Raw genomic sequence first — 24,788 nt, 5'->3', positions numbered from 1 at the left:
AATTGGCGTTTCTTCGTGTTACGACAATGCATTTCGCACAGTCGTCATTTCACACAGTCGCCAAATGGCACGGGTCTAACGCAACGCGTACCCGCCGTCGGGGTACAGCGTGGAACCCGTTGTGTACGTGTTGGTGAAGAGATAGAACACCGCTTGTGCAATCTCGTCTTCGTTCCCGACGCGGCCGAGCACGTTGTTCTCGGCACTCCAGGTGAACGCGGCCTCCCGAACCTCCGCCGGGCGCTGAGCCCACAGATGCCCGTCGATGGTTCCGGGAGCGACAGTGTTGACGCGGATCGGCGACAGTTCGACCGCCAGCCCCCGCCCGAGCCCCTCGATTGCCGCGTTGGCTGCAACGTATGCCGCGGCAGCTGCGGGTGGCCGCACACTGGCAGCGCCGGACATGAGGACCACCGATGCGGTGGGTGTCAGCTTGTCGAGCGCAGCGTGCACGACGCGGTACTGCCCCCAGAACTTGGAGGTGAACGGCGACGCCGCTTCCTCGACGCTCTGTTCACGGAACGAGCCGACCTGGTAATCGGCAGCCGTGGTGAAGAGCGCATCGACGCTGGGGATGTTGGTGAAGAACGCTTTCACCGAGTCGTCGTCGGAGGTGTCGACGGTGAACCAGTGCGCCGCCTCACCCAGCTGCGCGGCCGCTGCTTCGAGCTTGGATGCGGTTCGGCCGCCGAGAACTACCTGCGCACCGGCGTCGACGGCAAGCTGCGCCACTCGCAGCCCGATGCCTGTTCCGCCGCCGATCAGTACGACGGTCTTGCCTGAGAGAGGAGAAGGTGTCGTTGTCATGCAGCGACTGTAGGGCTCACCGAATTGTCCCGACATGTGCAGAACGCACAGATTTCACTACGGCACAGTGCTAAGTATCGAGACTTAGCTGTTAGAGGACACCGCCCCCGGGGATCTCGCTTGACGACGTTTGCTGCGTCGAAACTGCCTTCACATGTACTCCTCCTTCGAGTTCGCCTGTAACAAAACAACTCCCACGACCGAAAATGTCGGTGAACCACAACAGCGAAGGGAAGTAACGACTATGGGATCAGCAGACGTCATGGCCTGGCTCGCCGAGGGTTACCTCGCCGGCGATCCGATTCGCTATCCGCTCTACGTCGGATCGATGTTCCTCGCGATGCCGTTCCAACTGATCGGCGTAATTCTGGGTCACCCCTTCTGAATCGTCACATCAGGCCAGGGCGGACGACGTAGAACGGCCAGAGTTGCGATCACTGCGGCCGCCAACCCGATGAACTCCCCCATCAAAGCCGCCCTGGTGTGATCGACGGCCGGTGACCACGACGGCTCACCCTCGTGGATCGAGAACACTCCCACTGGCACCGGTATCGGGTCGCGGCGCCACCGCCGGTGTAGACGCGAAACCGTGATGATCGTCGATCCGTCGCTGGTCTGGTGCGGTTCTCCGAAGATCGTCGAGGTCCCTGATTCCCCTCGAAATCGCTCCACCGCATCACGAATCTCCATGATCTCCATCGTCGCATCGAAACCGCAGCACTGTGCGGGTATCGATCGATGGCCGAGTGGTGGAATCCGAGCAGGCGCGTCGAGCGATGGTGGCAGACGATCGTGCTGGCCTGGCTTCTCATTTTCTTCGGCCCAAGCACCATCGACAAGGTCATCACAGAACCCACAGCTTGGAATTGGGCATTCCTCGCAATCTGGCTTTTCGCGACGGTCGGGTCTGCGTACTACGCAGGCCAAGCCTGGCGAAACAGGAACAAACCTCAGTCGGTGTGGTGGGAAGGGACGACTGCCCCCACCGAAATACCCGCCGACGACGTCCGTAGCGCACTCGCGTCGACTGACGACCGTATTCCGGCAATCAAGGCACTACGCGAACTGCATCCGGGCTTGGGTCTGAAGGATGCGATGGATCTGATCGACGCTCAGCGGGGCGAACAGGGCCCGCATCACTGATAGTTGCGACCATCACAATCACAGTTAGGTATCGACACCTGACCGCCACGATCGGGCAAGCACACCAGGAGTTAACCACCTGACAGACAGGCTGTTTCGCCGAGTTTGACAAATGTGGTCAATCGGTGAGCGTCGACTCGACCGATTCAACTCACCGTACCAATCGAATTCGCCGTTCAGCATTCCACTCATGGCCCAATGCCACTATTACCCAACGATTTACAACCGGAACTACGGTATCCAGTGAGAACTTTCGCGACAGTGCAGCATCTTTCGTCCAGTTGAGTTGACCGAAACTTGACGTTACGTTGAATTTCAAAGCAATAGCCCGGTCTTGACCTGCGATGGTGTGAGCGCAACGCCCACCTACGCGTGACACGTGGCTGCCCGTATGGGCGCTGTGAATGCCTGATTGTTCGAGGAGTGGAATGACTGCGGTCAAAACTGCGTGGCGTGAACTACGGAAACCCGTGTTCATCCCCGCGTCGATAGTGATCTTTGCCCTGATCGCCTTTGCCGTGATCTATGCGGGAACCGCTGCGGATGCTTTCGAAACTCTCAACAACGTGATCAGCGACGGCGTCGGCTGGTGGTACATCCTCTCTGCTACCGGTTTCGTGATCTTTGCGCTGTACTGCGGAATCAGCCGCATCGGCAACATCCGATTGGGGCGCGACGACGAGCAACCCGAGTTCGGCATGCTCTCGTGGTTCGCGATGCTCTTCAGCGCCGGGATGGGCATCGGCCTCGTGTTCTACGGAGTGGCAGAACCCCTTTCGCACTATGTGAACCCTCCCGTCGCCGGGCAGATCGCGGGATCCACGGACGCCGCAGCCAATCAAGCGATGGAACTGACGCTGTTCCACTGGGGCCTTCATGCATGGGCGATCTACGTCGTCGTCGGCCTTGGTCTGGCGTACATGACCTACCGCAAGGGTCGTCCGCTCTCGATCCGTTGGTTGCTCGAGCCGCTCCTCGGACGGGCTCGCATCGAAGGAAAGATCGGCCACGCCATCGACGTCGTCGCCATCGTCGGCACGCTGTTCGGTGTCGCGACGTCGCTGGGCTTCGGTGTCCAGCAGATCTCGGCCGGCCTCGACTACCTCGGCTGGGTGGAGACCGACAACTGGTTGGTCATCACCATCATCGTCATCGTGACGGGCATGGCCACCTTCTCGGTCGTCTCCGGCGTCACGAAGGGCCTCAAGTGGCTCTCCAACATCAACATGATGCTTGCTGCCGCGCTGGCCCTGTTCGTCCTGATTCTAGGACCGACATTGTTCCTGATGCAGTCGTGGGTGCAGAACCTCGGCGGATACGTCCAGGCCTTGCCCGAGCTGATGCTGCGCACGTCCCCGTTCGCCGAAGACGGCTGGCAGGGTGCATGGACCATCTTCTACTGGGGTTGGTGGATGAGTTGGGCACCGTTCGTCGGCATGTTCATCGCGCGCATCTCACGCGGCCGCACCATCCGCGAATTCGTCTTCGGTGTGCTGCTGGCCCCGACGCTGGTTGGTTCGTTGTGGTTCACGATCTTCGGTAACTCCGGCATTCTGCGTCAGCGCAACGAGGGCACGATGCTCGACGCATCCGGCGCAGTGGACACCAACACGTCGCTGTTCACGCTTCTCGACGGACTTCCGCTCGGAACGATTTCGAGTGTTCTCGCGATCGTCGTGATCGTCTTCTTCTTCGTCACGTCCGCGGATTCCGGCTCGATCGTCATCGACATCCTTGCGACCGGTGGCAGCTTGGAGACCTCCAAGATCACGCGTGTCTACTGGACGTTCCTCTCCGGTGCCGCGGCCGCAGTTCTCCTCATCGTGGGTGGCAGTGGATCGCTCACGGCGCTGCAAACCGTTGCCATCGCCACGGCGGTACCGTTCTCGGTCATCATGGTGCTGGCATGTCTGTCGATGCTGAAGGCATTCCGATACGAGGTCGCGTCGGCACCACGCTATCTGCGGGTTTCTACAAATACCTCGGCATCGACCGACGTTCCGCAACCCACCGAAAAGCGGCTCCGCGATCTGAAGATCTCGTCGACCTTCGCCGGGCTCACTCCGTCACAAAGCGGGATCATGACGGATCCCTCCGACGCCCACATGCTCGTCGCGGTCCACGAAGTTCCCGCCCATGCGGTCAACATCGACCCGGATACCGGCGCCGTCGACTTCTCCGAGGAATCGAAGGTCGTCGATCCGCTGGGCGGAGAGGTGTTCGACACACCCGAGTTCGCCGACTCGGCAGAAGGCCACGCGCAAGCTGCCAGTACGGACTGACCGGCACGTTCGGCATGTTGCATTAGGCATATCTGTTCACCAACTCGCAAACTTGTCATGAGACTTTCAACTCGACAGTTCGCAGGACTCTAAGTTTCGTGAGTAGAACAGGACCAACGGGTTTGCCACTCCAGTCGCAGTCGGAGACGGAACAATCTTTCGGGATTCCGTCCGTATTCCTACGGTCGGCGCATGCACCTGCGCCGCGCACGCTCATCGACATCGTGCGGGCCTCAGCCGAGGCCAACCCGGAAGCACCTGCCATCGACGACGGCGACACCACACTGTCGTACTCGGAGTTGCTCGACGAGATCGCGCTCGGTGCGCGCTGGCTCGGTGATGCCGGCGTCGGCGCAGGTGACCGCGTCGGAATCAGGATGCCGTCAGGTTCGCGTTCGCTGTACGTGGCGATCCTGTCGATCCTCGCGGCGGGCGCCGCCTACGTTCCCGTCGACGCCGACGATCCGGAAGAGCGCGCCGAGTTGGTGTTCGGCGAGGCGCAGGTAGCGGCAATCATCACCGGCGACGGAATCCAGCCGGGGACGGCGCCGAAGCGGCTCGAACATCCACCGGTTCGCGAACCCGAACCCGAGGACGACGCCTGGATCATCTTCACCTCAGGATCCACGGGCACCCCCAAGGGCGTCGCGGTCACTCACCTCAATGCCGCTGCCTTCGTCGACGCCGAGGCGCGCATGTTCCTCCAGGACGAGCCCATCGGGCCTGGTGACCGCGTCCTCGCGGGACTCTCCGTGGCATTCGACGCGTCCTGCGAGGAGATGTGGCTCGCGTGGCGTCACGGCGCCTGCCTCGTCCCGGCGCCTCGTTCACTGGTTCGCAGCGGCATGGACCTCGGCCCGTGGCTGGTCTCGCGTGACGTCAGCATCGTCTCCACTGTGCCGACGCTTGCGTCTCTGTGGCCGGCCGAGGCCCTCGAAGCCGTTCGACTCCTGATCTTCGGCGGCGAAGCCTGCCCACCCGAACTGGCAGAGCGCCTGGCCGTCGAGGGCCGCGAGGTCTGGAACACTTACGGCCCCACCGAGGCAACCGTCGTCGCCTGCGGCGCACTGATGGACGGCAAGAGCCCCGTCAGCATCGGCCTCCCCCTCGACGGCTGGGACCTTGCCGTCGTCGACGCCCAGAGCAATCCCGTCGCGGTCGGTGAGGTGGGCGAGCTGGTGATCGGCGGCGTCGGCCTCGCCCGTTACCTCGATCCCGCGAAGGACGCCGAGAAGTACGCGTCGATGCCCTCGCTCGGGTGGGATCGCGCCTACCGAAGCGGCGACCTGGTCCGGCTCGAGACCACCGGCCTGATGTTCCAGGGCCGCGCGGACGATCAGGTCAAGCTCGGCGGCAGGCGCATCGAACTCGGTGAGGTCGACAACGCCTTGCAGAACCTGCCGGGCGTGAGCGGCGCTGCCGCAGCCGTGAAGAAGACTGCAGCCGGCAACCAGCTCCTCGTCGGATACATCGCCAGCACGGATCCCGACTTCGATCTCAAGGCCGCTCATGCGCTGCTCAGCGAGCAGCTACCAGCAGCCCTCGTGCCGCGTCTGGCGTTGATGGACGAACTTCCGACGCGTACGTCAGGCAAGGTCGACCGCAATGCGCTGCCGTGGCCCTTGCCCGGCGCCGGTGAAGATGCGGGGGCCGCGTTGGGCCTCGACGGCACCGCTGCCTGGGTTGCCGGCCTGTGGGGATCGATCCTGGGCGCGCAGATCACCGGACTCGACGACGACTTCTTCGAAGTGGGCGGCGGATCCCTCTCTGCGGCTCAGCTGGTAACCGCCCTGCGCGAGCGGTTCCCCGAAGTGACCGTCGCACAGCTCTACGACCACCCACGGTTGGGATCGCTCGCCGAATATCTCGACGAATTGGCACCCACCGAAACTGTGGAGCCGCGCATCGTCGCTCCGACACCCTTGAAGACTCAGCTCGCGCAGATCGCCGTCACCGTTCCGCTCACGACGCTCACCGGACTGCAGTGGGTGACGTGGCTGGCGATCGCGAACAACGTCCTCGGCTGGTTCGTCGACGTCAGCTGGGCGCCCACGGTCTCGTGGTGGTGGATCCTGTTGGCGTTCATCGTGTTCATCACGCCGATCGGCCGTATGACCATCGCCGTCGTCGGGGCGCGCCTGCTCCTACGCAAGTTGGAGCCAGGAACGTACCCGCGAGGTGGTAGTGAACACCTGCGTCTGTGGATAGCGCTCCGACTCACCGAAGCCAGTGGCGCAGCAAACCTTTCGGGCGCACCGTGGATGCTCTACTACGCCCGCGCCCTCGGCGCCGACATCGGCAGCGGCGTCGATCTCCACACACTTCCTCCCATCACCGGCATGCTCGAACTCGGTGACGGCTGCTCCGTCGAACCCGAAGTCGACCTCTCCGGCCACTGGATCGACGGCGACGTCATTCACATCGGCGAGATCAAGATCGGCGACGGCGCCTCCGTCGGTTCACGCTCGACGCTTCTGCCCGGCGCGCGTATCGGTCGCGACGCCGTCGTCGAACCCGGATCTGCGGTGTTCGGCCGAGTGAAGGCAAACCAGCAGTGGGCCGGCTCCCCCGCCACCAAGGTCGGGAAAGCGAATCATCCTTGGCCGGCCGAACATCCGAAGCGCGCACCCGGCTGGGTGCCGGTATACGGCGTCACCTCGGTCTTCCTGGCCGGTATGCCGATCTTCGCTCTGATGGCCGGAATCGCCTTGATCGGTTGGTGGATCCGCGACACCGACACGCTCGCGAGTGCAGTGCTCCAATCGCTGATCATGCTTCCCGTCGCGACCATCCTGAGTTTGCTCGTCTTCGCAGTCATCACCCTTGTGGCCGTTCGTCTTCTCTCGATCGGGCTGACCCCCGGCTACCACCCTGTCCGCAGCCGCATCGGCTGGCAGGTGTGGGCGACCGAACGCCTGCTCGACTCGGCCAGAACCTTCCTCTTCCCGCTCTACGCGAGCCTGCTGACGCCGGGATGGCTCCGCCTCCTCGGCGCCAAGATCGGCAAGAACGTCGAAGCATCCACCGTGCTCCTCCTTCCCAAGTTCACGACGGTCGCCGACGGCGCATTCCTCGCCGACGACACCATGGTTGCGAGCTACGGCCTCGGCGGCGGCTGGATGCACATCGAACAGGCCAAGATCGGCAAGCGTGCGTTCCTCGGCAACTCCGGTATGACCGCCCCCGGTCGACGCGTCCCCAAGAACGGTCTCGTGGCGGTTCTGTCGGCTACCCCGTCCAAGGCCAAGTCCGGATCATCGTGGCTGGGTAGTCCACCGGTACGTCTGAGAAGGGCTGCCGGGGACACCGACGCCGCCCGCACGTTCAATCCGCCGATGCGACTCAAGATCGCCCGCGGAGTGGTCGAAACCTGCCGACTGATCCCCGTGATGGTCACGTTCGGCATCGGTCTCGGTGTTCTGTTTGCACTCGAAGCACTGGTCGGCGCCGTCGGATTCTGGTTCGCGGCTCTGTTGAGCGGCGTAATTCTGCTCGTCGCCGGAGCAGTGGCGGGCGCGATCACCATCGCCGCCAAGTGGATCGTCGTCGGGCGCATCGCCAAGGTCGAGCATCCGCTGTGGAGTTCGTTCGTCTGGCGCAACGAGGTAGCCGACGCGTTCGTCGAAACCGTCGCGGCGCCGTGGTTCGCTCGCGCAGCGACTGGTACTGCCGTACTGAACATCTTCTTGCGTGGGCTCGGGGCCAAGATCGGCAAGGGCGTTTGGTGTGAGTCGTACTGGCTACCCGAGGCAGATCTTGTGACTTTGGGCGACGGAGCGACAGTGGAACGGGGGTGCGTCGTGCAAACTCATCTCTTCCATGATCGGATCATGTCCATGGACACCGTCACTTTGGGAGCAGGAGCAACGCTGGGACCGCACTGTGTCGCGCTACCCGCAGCCGGCATCGGCGCGGGAGCGACGGTAGGGCCTGCATCTCTGGTGATGCGAGGTGACACCGTTCCGCCCTCCACCCGCTGGCAGGGCAACCCGATTGCACCGTGGGTGGCGTCGTGAAGCCGAACCGAATGCTCGAGGAGCCGATCGATCCGTACCTGCCGCTCAACGGCAACCGCGGGTACCGCGTGTCCCGGTACGAACTGGAACTGACGTACAAGGTCTTCAGCAACCGTCTCGCCGGCAAAGCTGTCATCACCGCTGTCACCACCGAGAGCCGATCCAAGTTCAGCTTCGACCTCGCGCAGAACCTGCAGGTGTCCAAGGTGTCCGTCAACGGTGCCCGCGGCACCAAGTACGCGCACTTGAACAACAAGCTGATCCTCACGCCGTCTACCAAGATCCCCGCGGGCGGTGCCCTGTCGGTCACCATCGCGTACAGCGGCAACCCCGAGCCGATCAAGAGCCTGTGGGGCGAAGTCGGATGGGAGGAACTCGACGAAGGAACTTTGGTCGCAAGTCAGCCCAACGGCGCGGCGTCCTGGTTCCCGTGCGACGACCATCCGATTTCCAAAGCGTCGTACCGCATCTCGATCACCACCGATTCCCCGTTCTATGCCCTCGCCAACGGCAAGCTGATCCGCAAGCAGACCCGTGCAAGTCAGACGACGTGGGTCTACGAGCAGACCGAACCGATGGCAACCTACCTGGCAACCATTCAGATCGGTCAGTACGAGCACCGACAAGTGAGCGCCGGGCCGGTACCGGTCTTCGCCGTTCACCCACCTCGGCTGCGAGCAGCGTTCGACATCGACTTCGGGCGCCAACCCCAGATGTTGGAGGTCTTCGGAAAGCTGTTCGGACCGTATCCCTTTGCCGACTACACCGCTGTGGTCACCGACGACGAACTCGAAATCCCCATCGAAGCGCAGGGACTCTCGATCTTCGGAGCCAACCATTGCACGGGCAGGCGCGGTTCCGAACGTCTTGTCGCACACGAGCTTGCCCATCAATGGTTCGGCAACAGCCTCACTCTCGGGCAGTGGTGCGACATCTGGCTGCACGAAGGCTTTGCCTGTTACGCGGAGTGGATCTGGTCCGAGAATTCCGGTGGCCCATCCTCGAACCAACTCGCGACCAACGCCTATCAAGGGCTCGGGCGTAAATCTCAGGACTTGATCGTCGCCAATCCCGGTCCTGCCCTGATGTTCGACGATCGAATCTACAAGCGGGGCGCCTTGACTCTGCACGCCCTGCGCGGCGTTCTCGGAGACGAGAAATTCTTCGAACTGATCCGCCAGTGGACCACGAAGCATCGGCACAGCACGGTCAGCACCGAGCAATTCACCGATCTCGCTTCACGTTTCACCGACACCCCACTGCGCCCTCTCTGGGATGCATGGCTGAATCAACGCCCGCTACCTCGGCTTTGACGCTTTCCCCCAGCCGTAGCACCACGCCGAAACATTCCGAATGCGCCGATTAGCTTTGTCTTACCTTTACTATAGAGGTGGGCCGAGGGACGACCCCGACAACACAATTCTCAGGGCACGCTTCCTCGACAGGTAGATCGGGGGATCGATGTTTGTTGTATTCACAATATGTTTCGTGATCGGGGTCGTCGCCCTGATCGGAGCCTTTGCCGTCGGCGAGGTTGCAGATCTGGGCGGCGGCCACGCAGACGGGCTGCCATTTCTGAGCCTGACAACTTTGGCCACAGCACTTTTCGGCTTCGGCGCCGGCGGCGTAGCTGCCACTCTCGCGGACGCTCCGACGTTGGTAGCGGTGATTGCAGCACTCGCACTCGCCGCCGTTCTCGTTGTCGTCACGCGCGGCCTTCTTCTCCCCTATCTCCTTAAACAACAAGATAATTCGCACATCGGGCGCAATTCATACCACGGACTGTTGGGCACGGTCACCCTCACCATCGCAGCCGAAGGTTGGGGAGAAGTCTCGTTCGTCGACGCCGAAGGCAATCGCGTCCAGGCCAAGGCCGTCAGTGCACAGCCGATGGCGCTCACCACCGGCACCACCGTCTACATCGCCGATGTGGACGATCAATACCTTCACGTCGTCACGGTTGACGACGCGATCTAAGGACTCGATACATGCTGCCAATCATCATCATTGCGGTTGTAGTCGCAGTAATCATCTTCATCGTTCTCCCCGCGATCTACGTGAAGAACTACGTCAAGGTCCCGCCGAACGAAGTGGCGGTCTTCACCGGACGAGGCAAGCCGAAAGTCGTCCGCGGCGGAGCCCGGTTCAAGATTCCGGGAATCGAACGCGTCGACATCATGTCGCTCGAGCCGTTCAACGTCAGCATCAATCTCAAGAATGCGCTCTCCAACGACGGTGTTCCGGTCAACGTCGAGGCAGTCGGCCTGGTACGAATCGGTTCTGCCGACGAAGCGGTTCAGACAGCGGTGCAACGATTCCTGACCTCCGACCTGGACGAACTCCAGCAGCAGATCAACGAAATCCTCGCCGGTAGCCTGCGCGGAATCACCGCAACCATGACGGTCGAGGATCTGAACTCCAACCGCGATTCGCTCGCACGCAGCGTGGTCGAGGAGGCAGGCGGCGACCTCGCACGCATCGGCATGGAAGTCGATGTCATCAAGATCGCGGGAATCTCCGACTTCAACGGCTACCTCGAATCGCTCGGTCAGCGCCGCATCGCCGAGGTCAAACGTGATGCCGCGATCGGAACTGCTGAAGCAGAGCGTGATTCGCAGATCCAGTCGGCAAAGGCGCGACAGGCAGGCTCCGTCGCACAGGCCGAGGCCGACACTGCGATCGCGAGTGCAAATCAGAAGCGCGACGTCGAACTCGCTCGCCTGCGAGCACAGACCGAAGCCGAGAATGCCGAAGCCGACCAGGCCGGACCACTCGCGCAGGCAACGGCCGAGAAGGCCGTCGGCATCGCACGTGAGCAGGCCGAGGCGGCCCGCGTCGAAGCTCGCACCGAGGTCGAGCGTCGTCGCGCCCAGCAATCGGAAGCGGCATTGCAGGCAGATGTCATTGCACCGGCCGAGGCCGAACGCCAAGCCTCCATCGCACGCGCAGAGGGTGAGCGACAGGCCGCGATCCTCCGCGCCCAGGCACAGGCCGAGTCAGCAAGGCAGGCCGGCGGGGCTCAGGCCGATGCACGAAAGCTCGTCGCCGACGCTGTTCGCTCCGAGCAGCAGGCTGATGCCGACGGCCTTCGTGCACGTCTGGAAGCCGAAGCTGACGGCCGCAAGGTAGCGGCCGACGCCGTTCGCGCCGAACAGCAGGCCGAAGCGGATGGTTTGCGCGCCAAGCTCGAAGCCGAAGCTGCCGGTAAGCGTCAGATCGCCGAGGCGCTCAATTCCTACACCCCGCAGGCCGCGCAGTTGCTCACTCTGCCTGACGTTCTGGCAGCACTGGTCGACGCCACCGCAGCAGCAGCGAAGCCGGTCGGCGACATCGATCGGATCTCCATCGTCGGCGGCAGCGACGGGGCGCAGGGTTCGATCGGCTCGATCCTGGGCATCAGTCCCCAGGTGATTGCCGGTGTCATCGAAACTCTCGAAAGCTCAGGCGTCGATATCACCGGTTTGCTCAACGGCCTGAACAAGACCGCATCGGTTCCGGCTGGTTCGGTACACAATTCGGTCCACAATTCGGAAAACGGTTCCGCAACCGTAGACGCGTGATTTCGCCCCGGTCCGCCGACTCTCGCAGGAGTCGGCGGGCCGGCTTCACGCGCTCGGAAGATGTGAACGCGACTTGAAGAGAATCAGAATCAAGCAGGCAGCGGCGGCGGCTGATCCGAACAGCAGAGTCACCGTGTAGCTCAGTGCCGGAATGCTTTCCGACAGCATCGCCAGCAACGCAGGCACCGCGAACCCGATGTAGGTGATCGAGTAGAACACCGCGGTCAATCCTGCCAGATCGTCCGGCCCCGCGATTCGCTGGATCTCCAGCAACCCGGACACCAGTGCCATGCCGTACCCGCAACCGAGGATCGCTGCAGCCACGATCGCGATCGCCACGGTCAGCGTCGACGCAACCAGAGCAGCACCGGCCATACCGACCACCAGAAACACCAGAGCCACAACGGCGCCACGAGCACTGCGGTCGGTGTCGATCTTGCGCCCCAACGACTGAATCGCGAATCCGCATGTCAGCGCGACCATGCACAGCAGAGCCGAAAAGGCCACGGGCTCATCGCCACTGTGCCCGGTCATGAGCGCCGGAATAACTGCATACGCGACACTGGCGGCACCGAACACCCACGGCGCCAACGGAACGACGACGTAGAGGAATCTGCGGTGACCTGCCGAGGGGATCTTGAGGTCGTCGATCAACCTGCGACGGTCGGATTTCGCCTGTGCCGGTCGTGTTTCGGGCGCACGCCACAGCGCCATGGCGGCGAGGACGGTGATCGCGATGTGCAGCACGTACGCCAACACACTCGGCATGGGCGCCCACTGCGCCAAGATTCCCGCAGCACCCGCTCCCAAGGCGAAGCCCGCGGTCAGACTCATCGCTGCTCGCCGAGCACCTGCGCCTTCCGACGCCGTCGGGTCCCAAGGTTGCGTGGACAACTCCTTGACCCAGGAGCCGCCGACGGCCATACCGATCCCCAAGGCGATGCCACAGAGGATTCTTCCCAGGATGAGAGCAGCGGCGGAGTCCGCCCCGAAAGCGAGCAGCGTCGAACCGGCGATCGCGATGATCGGCGCGGGGAGCATGATCGGGCGTCGACCCAATCGATCGGACAGCGGGCCGCCGAGCAGCAGGGCCGGCACAATTCCGACGACGTAGGCGAAGAGGAAGAAATCGACCATCACCGGCGAATAGCCGTGGTCGAGTCGGTACATCACCAGCAGTGGGGTGAATTCGTTTCCGCCCCAGGCAGCGGCGAACATACTGGCGGCAACGGTCAGCCACAGCCACTTTCCGCCGGAGAGGCGTTCACCCTCGAGACGAGTTTCGGCCGCGGTCCCAGCGCCGATCGTTTGGGTGCTCATCACAGAGTTCCTTCGAAGCCGAGGCCGTGGACCTGGCGCATGTGTGTGAGGACGGCAGTGTTGTATCCGTCGGCATCGCCTGTGTCGACGAGGTCGGTAAGCGCGGTGTGATCGGCAAGGATGCGCGAGAGTTGGCCGGGGTCGCGTGAGATCGACCGGGCTGTCATCCGTCGTTGCCTGTCGCGCAGACTCGCGTAGAACGAGTCGAGCAAAGGGTTCCCGCCGGCGGCAACGATCATCTTGTGGAAGTCTGCATCGATTGCGCTGAACGCGGCCACGTCCCCGCGATCAGCAATCTCACGTTGCTCGATCAGATTCGCGCGCAACGCTGCGACAAGCGCTTCCCGTGCGTGCGGTCGGACCGACACCACTCGAACGCTCTGAGTCTCGACGAGCTGTCTGGCACTGACTACGTGTTCCGCTTCCCCATCCGCGACCGGGACGATCAGCGCCCCCTTCTTCGGATAGAGGCGCATCCAACCTTCCGACTCGAGACGCAGAAACGCCTCACGCACCGGCGTTCGGCTCACATTGGTCCGTGCAGCGATGTCACCCTCACTGATCAGCTCCCCGCCGGCGAGCTCGCCGGAAAGGATCAGCTCCTTGACTTCGCGGAAGACGGTTTCGGAAGCGGAATACAACATAGACACAAGATGTATTTATACTCCATGCTGGCGCAACGCAGACATCCGGGTCGCCGATCCGAACATCTCGGTCCGATGCGGCATCGATCCAGTTAGCATTGCAATGTGCCAGACAGAAGAGGAATCAGTTCGCGATGAATGGCGCACGCTCCAGCCTTCGAGGACTGATGCACTCATGACATCGCAGATGAAGTCGATGAGGACGCTGACCCGCGAGTGGTTGATTCTTCCCGATCAATACGACCGCTTCACTCGCTATCTCCGCGACAACGGCCTCACGACCGCCACCCGGCTATTACTTGGCATCATTGTCATCGGACTGGGAGTGTGCGCACTACTGAACAGATTCAGCCCTGCCGGTCCGACAAGCACGATTGCGCTGTTCTTCAATACTGTTGTCGTGATCTCGTGCTTCGTAGTCGGAGTCTCATGGTGGGTCTTCGGCCCCACAAAGCGTCGCTCGTTCGGTTTCGTGGTCTTCTGCGACATCGCGGTCACGATCTCCGTCGTTGGAGATTCCTCCCAGCTCGCACGATTGCTCACCTGTGTCATTTTTGCTCTGGTCGGCATCTACATCGCCTACTTCCACAACCCGAAGTTGCAGATCGCGCACATAGCTTTTTCGCTTCTTGTGATCGCGGTGGCTGCGCAGCCAATTCTGTTCGGGCCGGATCGCGATCCAGCCCTTGGTGTTTCGAAAGTACTGGTCGTCATCACCGCGTTGGTGGTCTGCGCATTCATCTCGCAGATCGTGCTGACGATGCTCAGCATGGATGCTTCCAGTTCCGACCTCGATCCTCTCACCGGCCTCTTGAACCGTCGTGGCCTCGACCGCCACGTCGAGAAGGTACTCGAGGGGTTCCAGCGTCAAGAATCTGCGGCACTACTCGTGATCGCGATCGACATCGACCGGTTCAAGACGATCAACGACGTGCACGGCCACGACGTCGGCGATCGCATCATTCTCCGGGTATCGCAGCGGTTATCCGCCTGGGCACACGCCGATGCTGTCGTCGCGCGGGTCGGCGGCGACGAATTCATCCTCGTTCAAAGACTTTCCGTGCCAGCCATCGGACCGATGCTCAACTCGATCGGACCGGCAATGCACTCGAATACCGACGAGATACCGTCGACTTCGAGCATCGGAATCGCCGTGCGTACCCACAAATTCGTCGCCGGAGAAGACCGCGCAGCAGCGTTCACGGACATGCAGAAAGTCGCCGATTCGGCGATGTACGAAAGCAAGAGACTCGGCGGCGGACGCGTTCACACGATCGTCACCACCGCCGGCAGGTAGCAGTACGCACAATTTCAGTAGTAGACCGGCCCTGGCACTCCTCCACCCGCTGCCACTGCGTCACCGGTGATCGCGATGCTTCGCGGCGATGCCAGGAAGGTCACGACATCAGCCACCTCTTCGGCGTCGATGATCCGGTGTATCGAATTCGTCGCGATACCCCGCTCCACCTCCGCCTGCGAGCGGCCGGATTCTTCCGACTCGCGCGCAATCCGCGCGGTCAACCTCTCGGTCCGCGTCACGCCCGGATGGACGACGGTGACGTTGATTCCCTTGGGGCCCAGCTCGTCTGCAAGATTCTTGGTCAGCGCAGACACACTGACGTTGCGGATCGTGTGGGCGATCGAGGTTGCCTGTCTGGCACCCAAACCGCTGATGTTGATGATCCGACCCCAACCCTGATCGATCAGATACGGCGCTACAGCACGCGCAGTGCGCAGGTAGCCGAGCACTTTCACTTCGACTTCGTCTCGCACGACGTCGTCGGTGGTCGCCTCGAAATCCGTCGGCTTTCCGGCGCTGAACGGAGTCGCTGCGGAGTTGACCAGAATGTCGACGCCGCCGAACTCCTCTACTACTTGCCGCACCGACGCCTGAACCGCGTCGTCGTCTCGCGTATCCGTCACGACTCCGATCGCACGAATTCCGAACTCCGAAACCAAATCTCGTGCAACGCTTACGACGGTTCGCTCAGTGCGCGCGAGTATCGCGATGTCGACCCCTTCAGCGGCCAGACCTCTGGCGATTGCCAGACCGATCCCCTTGCTACCACCGGCAACGATCGCACGCTTTCCAGACAAGTGAAGATCCATACCTGCGACACTATCCAACAGGCGGTCCCCGATCTCTACGAAGAGGGATCGGGGACCGTCGGAATCATTCCTGTGTCTCAGACCATCAGATCCGCGTACAGGTAGACGTTGTCGGCGTAGTTGCCCACACCGTCCTCGAATTGCAGTTCGCCGCCGCAGGTTACGACTGCCAACTTACGAGGGCCTTCCGGGCCGGCCAGCACGCTTTCCTCCACACCATCGGCCTTCGGGCGCGTCGTCACCGCAGTCACCTTCCACGACGTGCTCTTACCCGTCGCGTCGGATGTACGGATCACTTCACCCGGCTCGATCGTGCCCAGGTCGAACAGCGCGCCGTTACCCTGGCCGGTCAGATTGACGTGTCCGGCAATCAAGGTCGTGCCGGTGGCGGAATCGAGAGATGCACCGTCGAGCCAGATTCCGACGTTCTTGACGTTCTCCGGCGGAGTGAGAACTCCTTCCGGCACGGTGGCGTCCACGATCGGCGCCTGAACACCGACCGGGTCGAGCGAAAGAGTGTTGGGAGTCATCAACGCATCCGTAGGCGCTGCCGGATTCGCGGAGTGCGACATGACAACTCCCGGACTCGGCGGGATCGCAGCATCGTCATCGGAGGATCGCAGGCCGACGAAGGCCATGGAAGCACCGGCGACCAACACCGCGATGAGAGCCAGGATGAACGCGACACGACGCCCTTTGCCTGGACTCGCGGGCTGATCGTGGTTGGGATCGTCGTATGGATTGGATGGATTGGGATCCGACTCGTACATGGTCATCGAACTGTCTCCTGCGGGATGAGGCGCCCCCGGCACCTCGTGCGAATTGACGCCCCCTGCGTCTGATCAATGTCGGCACCGATCACACGAAGCGTGATCGGTGCCGACGTCTACTACACGTGCCTGGTGTCAGGATCGCTTGCGGCGGAGAGCAACTGCTCCGGCAGCAGCCATTCCGACAAGCCCGAGGCCCGTCACTGCGACGGCGACGTTGCGGCCTGAATTCTGTTCAGCAGCACCACCGTCGATGGCAACCGGGCGGGGGCCAGTGGCCGGCTTCGGAGCCGACGGCGCCGGAGTTGCGGGAGTTGCAACCGGCTGCGACGGAACAGGTGCACCCGGAACTACAGGCACAATCGGCACGATGGGCACGATGGGAACAATCGGCACGATCGGAACGACCGGGGTTGCAGGCGTCGTGGTGGCCGGTGTGGTCGTTGCCGGTGTCGTTGTTGCCGGCGTGCTCGTTGCCGGTGTCGTCGTGGGTGCTGCTGCATATCCGACGCTGGCAGATGCATTCATCGAAGCCGGCCGAACGGTGTCGAACGACGCGAAGATCTGGCACTGTGCGCCTGCCGTGTTCCAGTGCAGGTTCTCGACCGAATCCGGAATGACGCTTGCAGTCACCGAGTAGTCCCCGCCGGCCGCAGCGGTGAGGCAAAGATCAACAGCAGTCGGTGCGTCGCCGCGGCCGTCGACCGTCAGTTGATTTGCAGTCAACGTCGCCGTGGCGTTGTCACCACAGACGGTCAGTTCGGTGCCCGCCGAGGACTGAACAGTGATCGGCTTCCGGTACATATTCGTATTCAGGGTGAAAACGGCAGTCTCGCCGGCCTTCAGAGTCCCCGTCGCGGGTGTCTTGCGAACGAGGTCGAGCGTCTGCGTGACGTTCATGATCTCGACGATGCGAGCTCGCTCGTCGTCGCCGATGTTCCTGTCGCACAGGCTTTTGAAATCGGCCATCAGCGGATTGTCGTAGTCCGAGACACACCACACAAGCGTCTGCCGCGCCGAACGTGCATCCTCGCTGCCATTTCCCGAAACGACACCGTCGAGTTTGGCGGGATTCTGCAGCAACCAACTGATGACAGCGAGATCGTCGGCTGACAGATCGGGATTGCCCGAAGACGGCACCGTCGCACCCATCTCGTCGTTGTGCTTGTCAACCGGCAAACCGTTCTCGTCGACACCGGCACACGGATCGAGATCGAAGTCCGTGCAGTACATCCATTCCGACTTCGCAATTCCGTCGACGTCGCGGACACCGCAGACCGGAGCATCCACCGCGGCCGAGGTACCCCGATCGGTGGTGCCGTACATCGGCACGATGTTGCCGTCGTTGTAGTGATCCAGCCGAATGCCGGAGATGTCGAGCATCTGCTCCGAGGGCGTGTACTCGGTGCCCTCACACAACCCGGCGGTGAACGCCGGAGCGGCCGCGGTTCGCACCGGCATCGGCGCGGACACAGCTGGCGAAGCAAAAGCAACGCTACCACCGGCGACCGTTACGGCAATAGCTGCAGTTAGCGAGAGCCGGAGAACAAGCGGCCTACGCCGTGAACCAGACACAGTCATCAAAGCTTCCCTTTCAAGACATTTCGGTAGCGGGACGGTTGCCTGGATTCCCAATACCACGCCACCCAGCGCTCACTTCCGAGAGGATCAGCCGATCACTTTTGGCAATCAGCCAGTTACTGAATGGCAATGTAGTGCATGTTTCAAGAAAGATCACCCAATCGTCGAGCACCCAGGGCGCAGCTTGGACATTCGGATGACGAGTTAGCCATGAAGGTGACTGAACCTTTGTCCAACCGCACAACAATCGCGATCCCCCCCAAAATCTGCTCATCCAACCGCGACGTTCCCGACATTTCGCCAACGCTAGCCAGTCGGTAACTTGGACATTCTGGGGAAACTCACAGGAAGGGGCGTTTTCAGCTCGCGCGCAAAAGAAGGGGCCCGCTATGCGGACCCCTTCGCCGGAAACTTCCGACCGAGACTGCTTTGTCGGGATTCGGGCAACTTGTAGATGCCCAGAACAATCTCCACTCACATTGTGTGATTTGCCTCACATTCAAAGAATCTGTTGGTTTTGTTCGCACCCTGAACCAATCTTTTGGTCCTCTTTGCGTCGATTATCCAGATCTCCGACGGCGGAACCCTGCCCTGCCGGAGAGCGGAGCACGGCCTCGGATCAGTCTCGGACCGGAGGCGCCTTCCTCGTGGTAACCGCAATGCGATTCCACGCATTGATCGTCAAAATGACGCTGATGAGCTGAGCCAGTTCCACGTCCGAGAATTCGCCGGCAGCCTCGCTGAACACCTCGTCCGGAACGAAACCGTCGGTGAGGACTGTCACGGCCTCGGTCAAGGCGAGCGCGGCACGTTCACGATCGGAGTACATCCCTCGCGCTTCTTCCCACGCGTTCAGTAGGTAGAGCTTCTGCTCCGTCACGCCGACCTTTCGTGCGTCGCGAGTGTGCATGTCCAGGCACCATGCGCAATGATTCAGCTGCGACGCACGCGTGAGGACCAGCTCGACGAGCGTCGGCTCCAGCCCCTTGCGTGCAGCGGCATCCAACGCAATCATCGCCTTGTAGACCTCGGGCGCCAGCTTTGCGATATCCAGTCTTTGTCCTGTTGCTGTAGTCATAACTCAAACGGTAATCCCGGAAAGACCCGGAAACATGGTTCAATCCGGTGGTGAATTCGTGGGCCAATCTTGGGTTCGATCTACATATCGAGCTGCCACAGGGAATCGGGGTTCGCGCTGCACTGCTTCAGACCCTTCGCGACGCGATCGACAGTGGACTGCTGAAGCCCGGCACCAGACTCCCACCTTCCCGCACCCTCGCGCTCGACCTCGGAGTTGCCCGAAACACCGTTGCGGACTGCTATGCCGAACTCGCCGCAGCTGGGTGGCTTGTCACACGGCCTGGTTCCGGGACCCTGGTCGCCACGCTCGCCAGCACACACACCCGCGAGGTCGAGCCATCACCGACTCGACGACGCTGGACCTACAGCCTTCTCCCTGGATCGCCCGACGCGTCGGCGTTTCCCCGCGCTGCATGGATTTCGTCCGCCAGACGTGCTTTGACCACCGCGCCGACCGACGCGTTCGCGACTACTGATCCCAGAGGCCGAGTCGAACTCCGAAACGCCCTCACCACATACCTGAGCCGCACCAGAGGCGTTCGCGTCGATCCGAACTGCATTGTGATCAGTGCCAGCTCGGGTCACGGGATCTCCCTCCTTGCCCGCGCACTCGGAGGAACGATTGCGGTCGACGCTTTCTGCCTTCACCTGCACCGGCAGTTGCTCGCCGACGAAGGGCTGCTGACAGTTCCCATATCGGTTGACGAATCAGGCACTTGCACAGACGAATTGGCCTCTACATCTGCTGAAAGTGTTCTGCTGACGCCGACCCATCAGTTCCCTCTCGGCGGTCCCCTCACACCGGCGAGGCGCGCGACCGCTCTCGAATGGGCCACGACTACGGGTGGCGTCATCATCGAGGACGACTACGACGGCGAATTCCGTTACGACAGAAAACCTGTCGGTGCACTCCAAGGAATCGCACCGCAGCACGTTGCGTACCTGGGCACTGTCAGCAAGACACTGTCGCCGGCAATTCGCATCGGATGGATGGTGTTGCCGGACAGGCTGATCGAACCTGTCCTCGCAACAAAGGGACCCTACGAACGCTGGGTAAGTTCAACGGATCAATTGACCTTGGCGGACTTCATCGAATCCGGAAGATTCGACAGCCATATTCGAAAGATGCGCACCTCGTACCGACGACGACGCGATCAACTGGTTGCGACACTTGCGCAGCAAGTACCCCAGGTCAGGGTCGAGGGGATCTCCGCGGGACTTCACGCTGTGATCCGTCTGCCCTCCGGCACCGAACAATCTGTTCTTGCAGCGGCCCAGGCGCGCGACCTCGGGCTCGAAGGGCTGTCGGTCTTCCGACATCCCGACGTGTCGTCAGTCGGCGGTGACGGCATCGTCGTCGGCTACAGCACGCCGACGCAGTCGCAGTATTCGAGGACGCTGGACGTGCTCTGCGAGGTGCTGCAGGCGGCTCTGCGATAACGCCTGTCGGATCTGCCCATCCGCTCACCTGCCCTGCCCTGCCCTGCCCTGCCCTGCCCTGCCCTGCCCTGCCCTGCCCTGATGGAGTGAACGTACCGTTCATCTCGTTGAAGAGGGTGAGCGTGTCGTTCACTCGATCCCGGACGGGGTGGTGAGTCGGCGGCGTGCCCGCCCTTGATGGTGTGAACGGTACGTTGGGTCGATCTGGGGCGACGAAAGTGCCGTTCGCTCGAAGTCGGGGGTGCCGGCGGCGGTGCTTTCGGGTGTTGGCGGGGTGGGGTGTTTTGGGTACGAGAAAGCCCCCCAACCAGTACTGGTTGGGGGGCTTCTCTAATGTGTGTTCGGCGGTGTCCTACTCTCCCACACCCTGTCGAGTGCAGTACCATCGGCGCTGAAGGGCTTAGCTTCCGGGTTCGGAATGGGACCGGGCGTTTCCCCTTCGCTATGACCGCCGTAACTCTATGAAACTGTCACAGTAACCTTCTTCTGATCACCTGGTTTCACCACCCGTCAACACCAGTTTCTGGTGTTGGGGGATGGAGAAAACAGGGTTTCTCATCAGTATCTGTGTGTTGTTTCAGATACCGCACAGTGGACGCGTAGCTTCTTTGTGGTAAGTCCTCGGCCTATTAGTACCAGTCACCTGCATGCATTACTGCACTTCCAGTTCTGGCCTATCAACCCGGTGGTCTGCCGGGGGCCTTACCCCCTCGAGGGGGTGAGAAACCTCATCTTGGAACAGGCTTCCCGCTTAGATGCTTTCAGCGGTTATCCCTTCCGAACGTAGCTAACCAGCGGTGCTCCTGGCGGAACAACTGGCACACCAGAGGTTCGTCCGTCCCGGTCCTCTCGTACTAGGGACAGCCTTCCTCAAGTTTCTAACGCGCGCGGCGGATAGAGACCGAACTGTCTCACGACGTTCTAAACCCAGCTCGCGTGCCGCTTTAATGGGCGAACAGCCCAACCCTTGGGACCTACTCCAGCCCCAGGATGCGACGAGCCGACATCGAGGTGCCAAACCATCCCGTCGATATGGACTCTTGGGGAAGATCAGCCTGTTATCCCCGGGGTACCTTTTATCCGTTGAGCGACACCGCTTCCACTTGCCGGTGCCGGATCACTAGTCCCGACTTTCGTCCCTGCTCGACCTGTCAGTCTCACAGTCAAGCTCCCTTGTGCACTTGCACTCGACACCTGATTGCCAACCAGGCTGAGGGAACCTTTGGGCGCCTCCGTTACATTTTGGGAGGCAACCGCCCCAGTTAAACTACCCACCAGGCACTGTCCCTGAACCAGATCATGGTCCGAGGTTAGAGGTCCAATTCGATCAGAGTGGTATTTCAACAACGACTCCACGATAACTGGCGTCACCGCTTCACAGTCTCCCACCTATCCTACACAAACCGAACCGAACACCAATACCAAGCTGTAGTGAAGGTCCCGGGGTCTTTTCGTCCTGCCGCGCGTAACGAGCATCTTTACTCGTAATGCAATTTCGCCGAGTCTACGGTTGAGACAGCTGAGAAGTCGTTACGCCATTCGTGCAGGTCGGAACTTACCCGACAAGGAATTTCGCTACCTTAGGATGGTTATAGTTACCACCGCCGTTTACTGGGGCTTAAATTCTCAGCTTCGCTCCCGAAGGAACTAACCGGTCCTCTTAACCTTCCAGCACCGGGCAGGCGTCAGTCCGTATACATCGTCTTACGACTTCGCACGGACCTGTGTTTTTAGTAAACAGTCGCTTCTCACTGGTCTCTGCGGCCCCACCCAGCTCAGACAGTAAATGTCGTCACCAGACAGGGCCCCCCTTCTCCCGAAGTTACGGGGGCATTTTGCCGAGTTCCTTAACCATAGTTATCTCGATCGCCTTAGTATTCTCTACCTGACCACCTGTGTCGGTTTGGGGTACGGGCCGTGTGAAAGCTCGCTAGAGGCTTTTCTCGGCAGCATAGGATCACTGAATTCGCCTCAATCGGCTACGCATCACGTCTCAGGCTTGTATGCGACCCGGATTTGCCTAGGTCACGCCCTACACGCTTACACCAGTATTACCACTGACTGGCTCAGCTACCTTCCTGCGTCACCCCATCGCTTGGCTACTACCAGATCAGGTCCCATGCATCCACCAACTCGAGACCCGAAGGTCTTCTCGTGGCTTCAGGATGGTTAGTATCACTGATTCACCATGGGCGCGTTCACACGGGTACGGGAATATCAACCCGTTGTCCATCGGCTACGCCTGTCGGCCTCGTCTTAGGTCCCGACTCACCCTGGGCGGATTAACCTGGCCCAGGAACCCTTGGTCATTCGGCGGACGAGTTTCTCACTCGTCTTTCGCTACTCATGCCTGCATTCTCACTCGTGTGGCCTCCACGGCTAGGTCACCCTGCCGCTTCCATGGCCACACGACGCTCCCCTACCCATCCACACACCTGCCAGAAAATCCTTGGATCAACTGGGGGCTATTGCGTGAATGCCGCAGCTTCGGTGGTGTACTTGAGCCCCGCTACATTGTCGGCGCAGGATCACTTGACCAGTGAGCTATTACGCACTCTTTCAAGGGTGGCTGCTTCTAAGCCAACCTCCTGGTTGTCTTCGCGACCCCACATCCTTTTCCACTTAGTACACGCTTAGGGACCTTAGCTGGCGATCTGGGCTGTTTCCCTCTCGACTACGAACCTTATCGCCCGCAGTCTCACTGCCGCGCTCTCACTCACCGGCATTCGGAGTTTGGCTGATTTCGGTAAGCTTGTGGGCCCCCTAGACCATCCAGTAGCTCTACCTCCGGTGAGAAACACGCGACGCTGCACCTAAATGCATTTCGGGGAGAACCAGCTATCACGGAGTTTGATTGGCCTTTCACCCCTACCCACAACTCATCCCCTCAGTTTTCAACCTAAGTGGGTTCGGTCCTCCACGACGTCTTACCGTCGCTTCAACCTGGCCATGGGTAGATCACTCCGCTTCGGGTCTAGAGCATGCCACTACGATCGCCCTATTCGGACTCGCTTTCGCTACGGCTACCCCACACGGGTTAACCTCGCGACATGCCACTAACTCGCAGGCTCATTCTTCAAAAGGCACGCCATCACCCCCAGCAGTAAACTGCTCGAAGGCTCTGACGGATTGTAAGCGCACGGTTTCAGGTACTATTTCACTCCCCTCCCGGGGTACTTTTCACCTTTCCCTCACGGTACTAGTCCGCTATCGGTCACCAGGGAGTATTCAGGCTTATCGGGTGGTCCCGACAGATTCACACCAGATTTCACGGGCCCGGTGCTACTTGGGTTTCCATTACAACAGTCACAAAGTTTTCGTGTACGGGATTCTCACCCTCTACGACAGGCCGTTCCAGACCACTTCCACTAACCCTGTGATTTCTTACTGTTGGCCAACACGGCAGTATTGACAAAATGAACCCCACAACCCCACGAATGCAACACCTGCCGGCTATCACACACCCATGGTTTAGCCTCTTCCGCTTTCGCTCGCCACTACTCACGGAATCACGGTTGTTTTCTCTTCCTGTGGGTACTGAGATGTTTCACTTCCCCACGTTCCCTCCACACGCCCTATATATTCAGGCGCGGGTAACACGACATCACTCGTGCTGGGTTTCCCCATTCGGACATCCTCGGATCACAGCTCGGTTGACAGCTCCCCGAGGCTTATCGCAGCCTCCTACGTCCTTCATCGGCTCCTGGTGCCAAGGCATCCACCGTACGCTCTTCATTACTTACAACAAAGATGCTCGCGTCCACTGTGCAGTTCTCAAACAACACACAAACAACCACACACACGTTGACACCAACACCCACCAAAGTGGACCGGTATGACAACTGCAGTCATTTGTCGTTACTTCCTTCGAGGAAACACTCGCGTGTTCTCTCAGGACCCAACAGTATGTCGATATATTGTTCGTCGGTTTCCCACAGAGGAGAAACCGTACGACGATCAAGTTTGTCAGCGATCCACCCATGAGCAACCGCCGGACAACATCGTGTCCGAAACGGTCTCTGCCAACCAGTAATTC

17 protein-coding genes and 2 rRNA genes are annotated in these 24,788 nt (G+C 61.0%); 9 read left to right on the top strand and 10 right to left on the bottom strand.

The genetic code is table 11. The features are described 5' to 3' along the window. Window positions 1-75 precede the first annotated feature (75 nt). Window positions 76-807, bottom strand: coding sequence for an SDR family oxidoreductase (locus KTR60_RS02760; RefSeq protein ID WP_042922757.1), 732 nt, complete (start codon window positions 805-807; stop codon window positions 76-78). Window positions 808-1,051: 244 nt separating this feature from the next. On the opposite strand from KTR60_RS02760, the gene KTR60_RS02755 reads away from it, so the two are divergent. Continuing rightward, window positions 1,052-1,192 (top strand): hypothetical protein, encoded by a 141-nt coding sequence (locus KTR60_RS02755; RefSeq protein ID WP_003941170.1) that lies wholly within the window; start codon window positions 1,052-1,054, stop codon window positions 1,190-1,192. On the opposite strand, the gene KTR60_RS02750 is transcribed toward KTR60_RS02755, so the two are convergent. Next, on the bottom strand, window positions 1,180-1,506 hold the full coding sequence (locus tag KTR60_RS02750) for a hypothetical protein (RefSeq protein WP_039972778.1): 327 nt from the start codon (window positions 1,504-1,506) through the stop codon (window positions 1,180-1,182). The genes KTR60_RS02755 and KTR60_RS02750 overlap by 13 nt on opposite strands. A gap of 39 nt (window positions 1,507-1,545) precedes the next feature. Here KTR60_RS02750 and KTR60_RS02745 point away from each other — a divergent pair, with 39 nt between their 5' ends. The 6 genes from KTR60_RS02745 to KTR60_RS02720 all read left to right on the top strand — a co-directional run bounded on the left by KTR60_RS02745 (window position 1,546) and on the right by KTR60_RS02720 (window position 11,808). Then, window positions 1,546-1,950: a ribosomal protein L7/L12 gene (locus KTR60_RS02745; protein WP_228401764.1), complete on the top strand. Its 405-nt coding sequence runs from the start codon at window positions 1,546-1,548 to the stop codon at window positions 1,948-1,950. A gap of 428 nt (window positions 1,951-2,378) precedes the next feature. Next, window positions 2,379-4,232 (top strand): BCCT family transporter, encoded by a 1,854-nt coding sequence (locus KTR60_RS02740; RefSeq protein ID WP_060939649.1) that lies wholly within the window; start codon window positions 2,379-2,381, stop codon window positions 4,230-4,232. Between the two features lie 122 nt (window positions 4,233-4,354). Further along, entirely contained in the window at window positions 4,355-8,248 is a 3,894-nt protein-coding gene (locus KTR60_RS02735) for a Pls/PosA family non-ribosomal peptide synthetase (protein WP_219469203.1), read from the top strand. A gap of 11 nt (window positions 8,249-8,259) precedes the next feature. Further along, window positions 8,260-9,561: a M1 family metallopeptidase gene (locus KTR60_RS02730; protein ID WP_228402254.1), complete on the top strand. Its 1,302-nt coding sequence runs from the start codon at window positions 8,260-8,262 to the stop codon at window positions 9,559-9,561. A gap of 148 nt (window positions 9,562-9,709) precedes the next feature. After that, window positions 9,710-10,225: a hypothetical protein gene (locus KTR60_RS02725; protein ID WP_063315111.1), complete on the top strand. Its 516-nt coding sequence runs from the start codon at window positions 9,710-9,712 to the stop codon at window positions 10,223-10,225. Between the two features lie 11 nt (window positions 10,226-10,236). Further along, window positions 10,237-11,808, top strand: coding sequence for a flotillin family protein (locus tag KTR60_RS02720; protein ID WP_050655914.1), 1,572 nt, complete (start codon window positions 10,237-10,239; stop codon window positions 11,806-11,808). A gap of 45 nt (window positions 11,809-11,853) precedes the next feature. Here the strand turns inward: KTR60_RS02720 and KTR60_RS02715 are convergent, their stop codons facing one another. Then, window positions 11,854-13,128, bottom strand: coding sequence for an MFS transporter (locus KTR60_RS02715; RefSeq protein ID WP_228401762.1), 1,275 nt, complete (start codon window positions 13,126-13,128; stop codon window positions 11,854-11,856). Further along, a complete protein-coding gene (locus KTR60_RS02710; protein WP_007727164.1) occupies window positions 13,128-13,772 on the bottom strand; it encodes a GntR family transcriptional regulator in 645 nt (214 codons plus the stop codon). The genes KTR60_RS02715 and KTR60_RS02710 overlap by 1 nt, the downstream gene beginning before the upstream one ends. A 175-nt stretch (window positions 13,773-13,947) precedes the next feature. On the opposite strand from KTR60_RS02710, the gene KTR60_RS02705 reads away from it, so the two are divergent. Then, the gene (locus KTR60_RS02705) at window positions 13,948-15,069 is read left to right on the top strand and encodes a GGDEF domain-containing protein (RefSeq protein ID WP_042450505.1); all 1,122 of its coding nucleotides are present in this window, start codon (window positions 13,948-13,950) and stop codon (window positions 15,067-15,069) included. Window positions 15,070-15,083: 14 nt separating this feature from the next. Here KTR60_RS02705 and KTR60_RS02700 read toward each other — a convergent pair whose 3' ends face one another. The 4 genes from KTR60_RS02700 to KTR60_RS02685 form a co-directional block, all read right to left on the bottom strand. Next, entirely contained in the window at window positions 15,084-15,881 is a 798-nt protein-coding gene (locus tag KTR60_RS02700) for an SDR family NAD(P)-dependent oxidoreductase (protein ID WP_047269707.1), read from the bottom strand. Between the two features lie 77 nt (window positions 15,882-15,958). Beyond that, window positions 15,959-16,657, bottom strand: coding sequence for a class F sortase (locus KTR60_RS02695; protein ID WP_228401760.1), 699 nt, complete (start codon window positions 16,655-16,657; stop codon window positions 15,959-15,961). A gap of 129 nt (window positions 16,658-16,786) precedes the next feature. Then, window positions 16,787-18,232: a hypothetical protein gene (locus tag KTR60_RS02690; protein ID WP_228401758.1), complete on the bottom strand. Its 1,446-nt coding sequence runs from the start codon at window positions 18,230-18,232 to the stop codon at window positions 16,787-16,789. A 619-nt stretch (window positions 18,233-18,851) separates the two neighbouring features. Beyond that, a complete protein-coding gene (locus KTR60_RS02685) occupies window positions 18,852-19,310 on the bottom strand; it encodes a carboxymuconolactone decarboxylase family protein (RefSeq protein ID WP_228401756.1) in 459 nt (152 codons plus the stop codon). Window positions 19,311-19,357: 47 nt separating this feature from the next. Here KTR60_RS02685 and KTR60_RS02680 point away from each other — a divergent pair, with 47 nt between their 5' ends. Then, entirely contained in the window at window positions 19,358-20,752 is a 1,395-nt protein-coding gene (locus KTR60_RS02680) for a PLP-dependent aminotransferase family protein (protein WP_228401754.1), read from the top strand. Window positions 20,753-21,091: 339 nt separating this feature from the next. Here the strand turns inward: KTR60_RS02680 and rrf are convergent. Both rrf and KTR60_RS02670 read right to left on the bottom strand, forming a co-directional pair. Continuing rightward, window positions 21,092-21,208 (bottom strand): 5S ribosomal RNA (gene rrf, locus KTR60_RS02675). A 153-nt stretch (window positions 21,209-21,361) separates the two neighbouring features. Further along, window positions 21,362-24,497: ribosomal RNA gene (locus KTR60_RS02670) — 23S ribosomal RNA — on the bottom strand. Window positions 24,498-24,788: the final 291 nt, after the last annotated feature.

Source organism: Rhodococcus sp. C1 (assembly GCF_020809065.1).
GTDB classification, from domain to species: domain Bacteria; phylum Actinomycetota; class Actinomycetes; order Mycobacteriales; family Mycobacteriaceae; genus Rhodococcus_F; species Rhodococcus_F qingshengii.
Note: the sequence above shows the minus strand (reverse complement) of the source record. Positions and strands in the feature narration are given on the sequence as shown.